The following is a 4,785-nucleotide window of genomic DNA, read 5'->3' as shown; positions in this document are numbered from 1 at the left end:
TCTTGATCTGACTGCCCCACCGAGGCCGAACGCAGGTATTGCGGAGCGGGTAAACCGGCAGGACGCCGGTTTAGCCGTTGTAAGGGCGGAACCATAAGCGGCCGTTATCACAGCAACGAGATATGTACACAGTCAGCTACCAAAAGCATCCCGCAAAAACCCCGGCGCGATATACCGCTGATAATGCGCCTCGGACAAAATAAAAAACTCCCGATCAATCGCATCCCGCAACTCAGGCAACCCCCACTCCCGAAACTCCGGCATCAACACCATCCCGTAAGCCTCAAGATTGCTGATCACCCGCGCCCCCCGGGCAATCAACTGATAGGCCCAGCAGTACTCCGACTGATGCGGCACAAACCGAATCTTGCGCTGCTCCAGCTGCCCCCGCAGCATTTTAGGGTCAAACACCTCAAGCTTCCCGGCCATCACCTGCACCAACAACTGCTCCAGCCGCAGCCACACCGCACGTTTTTCCTCCTCGTTATACCCGTTCCACTGAATCACCTCATGGTGAAACCGCTTGCACCCCCGGCACACAAGATCGCCGTAAACCGTGGAGCACAGGCCTACGCAGGGGGTCTTGATGGTTTGGTTAGACATGGTCGACAACGCACAAATCAGCGAAACAGTTGCACATGTTAGCCCTTTGTCTAAGGTTGATCACCCTGCAAACTTGGCGCGGCAACTTACGTTTAGAATTTTTTTGCCGTAGAATCATCCGGCCTTGTAAGGCGCCAATAATCCGTTGGAAGCTGTTTTCAAAGCGTCACGAGCACAGTCGTTCCTAAAGAACGGTGTTGGCGATGGTTATTTACCCGGTAAATAGCCAGCGCCAACCCTCATCAGCTCCGTTCTGCAGGCGTAAAACTTTGAAAGCAGCTTCTGTGAGGATTGCCGGCAGCGCTGGCTCTACGGCCCAAAAAGCCCCTGAGCGCATGCGTGCCGTGCATTTCTGGATGAGCGTCCCGTGGGACCACTGATGAGGGTAATAACTGTGCTTGAAGCCTACCGCAAACATATCGAAGAGCGTGCAGCCCTGGGTATCGTTCCCCAGCCGCTTAACGCCGAACAAACCGCAGGCCTGGTCGAGCTGCTGAAAAACCCCCCGGCTGGCGAAGAAGAATTCCTCGTTGACCTGATCACCAACCGCATTCCACCAGGCGTTGACGAAGCTGCCTACGTCAAGGCCGGTTTCCTGTCTGCCCTGGCCAAGGGCGAAGCCACTTCTCCCCTGATCGACAAGAAGCGCGCTGTTGAACTGCTCGGCACCATGCAAGGCGGCTACAACATCGTGACCCTGGTCGAGCTGCTGGACGACGCCACCCTGGCCCCCGTTGCAGCCGCCCAACTCAAGCACACCCTGCTGATGTTCGATGCTTTCCACGACGTCGCGGAAAAAGCCAGGAACGGCAACGAACACGCCAAAGCCGTGATCCAGTCCTGGGCCGACGGCGAGTGGTTCAAGAACCGCCCGACCCTGGCCGACAAGATCAGCCTGCGCGTGTTCAAGGTCACCGGCGAAACCAACACCGACGACCTGTCCCCTGCCCCGGACGCCTGGTCCCGCCCTGACATCCCGCTGCACGCCCTGGCCATGCTGAAAATGGCCCGTGAAGGCATCGTGCCGGATGAGCAAGGCAAGACCGGCCCGATGAAGCAGATCGAAGAAATGCGCGGCCAGGGCTTCCCGATCGCCTACGTCGGTGACGTGGTCGGTACCGGTTCGTCGCGTAAATCGGCCACCAACTCGGTACTGTGGTTCTTCGGCGACGACGTGCCTTACGTGCCGAACAAGCGCGCTGGCGGCTTCTGCTTCGGCAGCAAGATCGCTCCAATCTTCTACAACACCATGGAAGATGCCGGCGCACTGCCAATCGAGTTCGACGTTACCAACATGAACATGGGCGACGTGATCGACCTGTACCCGCATGCTGGCAAAGTCACCAAGCACAACAGCGATGAAGTCCTGACCACCTTCGAAATGAAGACTCCGGTCCTGTTGGACGAAGTCCGTGCCGGCGGTCGTATCCCGCTGATCATCGGCCGCGGCCTGACCGAGAAGGCTCGCGCCGAGCTGGGTCTGCCACCTTCGACCCTGTTCAAGCTGCCGGAAGCCCCGGCTGAAAGCGACAAGGGCTATACCCTGGCGCAGAAAATGGTCGGCAAGGCCTGCGGCGTGGCTGGCGTTCGTCCAGGCACCTACTGCGAACCGAAGATGACCACCGTCGGCTCCCAGGACACCACCGGTCCCATGACCCGTGACGAACTGAAAGACCTGGCGTGCCTGGGCTTCTCCACCGATCTGGTAATGCAGTCGTTCTGCCACACCGCGGCCTATCCAAAGCCGATCGACGTGACCACCCACCACACCCTGCCTGACTTCATCATGACCCGTGGCGGCGTATCGCTGCGTCCGGGCGACGGCATCATCCACAGCTGGCTGAACCGCATGCTGCTGCCGGACACCGTCGGTACCGGTGGTGACTCCCACACCCGTTTCCCGATGGGCATTTCGTTCCCGGCCGGTTCCGGCCTGGTAGCGTTCGCCGCCGCCACCGGCGTCATGCCGCTGGACATGCCGGAATCGATCCTGGTGCGTTTCAAAGGTGAAATGCAACCTGGTATCACCCTGCGTGACCTGGTTCACGCCATTCCTTACTACGCGATCCAGGCTGGCCTGCTGACCGTAGAGAAGAAAGGCAAGAAGAACGCCTTCTCCGGCCGCATCCTGGAAATCGAAGGCCTGGACAACCTGAGCATCGAACAAGCCTTCGAGCTGTCCGACGCCTCGGCTGAACGTTCGGCTGCCGGTTGCACCATCAAGCTGTCGAAAGAATCCATCACCGAGTACCTGAACTCCAACATCACCCTGCTGCGCTGGATGATCGGTGAAGGCTACGGCGATGCGCGTACCCTGGAACGTCGTGCCCAAGCGATGGAAGCCTGGGTTGCCAACCCTGAGCTGATGGTTGCCGATGCTGACGCCGAATACGCGGAAATCATCGAGATCGACCTGGCCGACATCAAGGAGCCTGTGCTCTGCGCGCCAAACGATCCGGACGACGCCCGTCTGCTGTCCAGCGTTGCTGGCGAGAAGATCGACGAAGTGTTCATCGGTTCGTGCATGACCAACATCGGTCACTTCCGCGCTGCCGGTAAACTGCTGGATCAGGTCAAGGGTCAGCTGCCAACCCGTCTGTGGCTGTCGCCGCCGACCAAGATGGACGCTCACCAACTGACCGAAGAAGGCTACTACGGCATCTACGGCAAGGCTGGCGCGCGCATGGAAATGCCGGGCTGCTCGCTGTGCATGGGTAACCAGGCACGTGTAGAGCCGAACTCGACCGTTGTATCGACGTCGACCCGTAACTTCCCAAACCGTCTGGGTGACGGCGCAAACGTCTACCTGGCTTCGGCCGAGCTGGCGTCGGTGGCTTCCATCCTGGGTCGCCTGCCGACCGTCGAGGAGTACATGGAATACGCCGCGAAGATCAACACCATGGCCAGCGACGTGTATCGCTACCTGAGTTTTGACCAGATCGCCGAGTTCCGTGAAATTGCTGCAAGCGCCAACATCCCTGTGGTTCAAGCCTAAGGTTTTGTTGCTGTAAACGAACGCCGCGTATCGTCAGATGCGCGGCGTTTTTTTATGCGCCTCGATTGAGGCCCAGACCTTGTCCTGCGCCTGGGTGCACGGCGTGCCTTCCGGGTGTGCCTGGATCGTGGCGATCACCGCGCGTAACTCTGCCTTGCTCTGGTCCATTCGGGCTTGAAGCTCTTCTATCTGCGCAATCCTGCGCTCAAGCCTCAAGATGATATCGGCGCGTTTCGCCTCGCTCGGCGAATCGTCGGGCATCAGCGCCTTCAACTCCTGCAAGCTGAAACCGGCGCGCTGAGCGCCCTGGATCAATTGCAGCGTCTGCAACGTCTGCATGGGATAACGGCGATAGCCATTACCTTGTCGCTCGACCTGGATCAGCCCCTGGGCTTCGTAAAAGCGAATCTTCGAGGCTGCCAAGCCGCTGCGTTCCGCCAGTTCACCAATATTCATCGCCAACCCCATTGACCTTAAAGTGACCTTTAAGCTTAGCCTGAGCGCTCCCAATGTGAGGAGTCAAGCATGTCGCCCTTTGAAGCGTTGCAATTGCCCAACGGCCAGCTCATCAGTAACCGCATCGCCAAGGCGGCGATGGAAGAGAACATGGCGGATGCGAACCAGGCTCCTTCCGAGGCCCTGATGCGCTTGTATCAAGCCTGGGCCGACGGCGAGCCCGGCCTGATCCTGACCGGCAACGTGATGATTGATCGCCGTGCCATGACCGGCCCCGGCGGCGTGGTGCTGGAAGACGAACGTCACCTGGACAAGTTTCGCCAATGGGCCGCGATTGGCCGGGCCAAGGGCGCGCAGTTCTGGGTGCAGCTCAACCACCCGGGTCGCCAGACCATGGCCAACCTCGGCCAGCAGGCCCTGGCACCTTCGGCGGTGGCCCTCGATCTCGGCGGCTTTTCGAAGATGTTCGCCCAACCCAAGGCCATGACCGAGGACGATATCCAGGACGTCATCTCGCGCTTCGCCACCAGCGCGCGTCTCGCCGAAAAGGCCGGCTTCAGCGGTGCGCAGATACATGCGGCCCACGGCTACCTGCTCAGCCAGTTTCTCTCGCCCTTGAGCAACCAGCGCACAGACCGCTGGGGCGGCAGCGTTGAAAACCGCGCTCGGCTGTTGCTGGAAGTGATCAAAGCCGTGCGCGCCGCCGTGAGCGCGGATTTCTGCGTGGCGGT

3 protein-coding genes and 1 pseudogene are annotated in these 4,785 nt (G+C 59.9%); 2 read left to right on the top strand and 2 right to left on the bottom strand.

The features are described from left to right. Nucleotides 1-132: 132 nt before the first annotated feature. Nucleotides 133-603, bottom strand: coding sequence for a DUF1289 domain-containing protein (locus tag HX846_RS06365; protein WP_008431341.1), 471 nt, complete (start codon nucleotides 601-603; stop codon nucleotides 133-135). A gap of 394 nt (nucleotides 604-997) precedes the next feature. Between HX846_RS06365 and acnB the strand changes: the two genes are divergently transcribed. Then, nucleotides 998-3,598, top strand: coding sequence for a bifunctional aconitate hydratase 2/2-methylisocitrate dehydratase (gene acnB / locus HX846_RS06360; RefSeq protein ID WP_003209239.1), 2,601 nt, complete (start codon nucleotides 998-1,000; stop codon nucleotides 3,596-3,598). 33 nt (nucleotides 3,599-3,631) lie between these two features. On the opposite strand, the gene HX846_RS06355 is transcribed toward acnB, so the two are convergent. Beyond that, nucleotides 3,632-4,054, bottom strand: a complete 423-nt coding sequence (locus HX846_RS06355) for a MerR family transcriptional regulator (protein ID WP_087693749.1) — start codon at nucleotides 4,052-4,054, stop codon at nucleotides 3,632-3,634. A gap of 69 nt (nucleotides 4,055-4,123) precedes the next feature. On the opposite strand from HX846_RS06355, the pseudogene HX846_RS06350 reads away from it, so the two are divergent. Continuing rightward, nucleotides 4,124-4,785: pseudogene (locus tag HX846_RS06350) on the top strand (2,4-dienoyl-CoA reductase); the annotation flags it as partial.

The organism is Pseudomonas sp. K5002, from assembly GCF_013386655.1.
In the GTDB taxonomy this organism is placed as follows: domain Bacteria; phylum Pseudomonadota; class Gammaproteobacteria; order Pseudomonadales; family Pseudomonadaceae; genus Aquipseudomonas.
The sequence above is the reverse complement of the archived record's forward strand: the minus strand, read 5'-3'. Positions and strand labels throughout refer to the sequence as shown.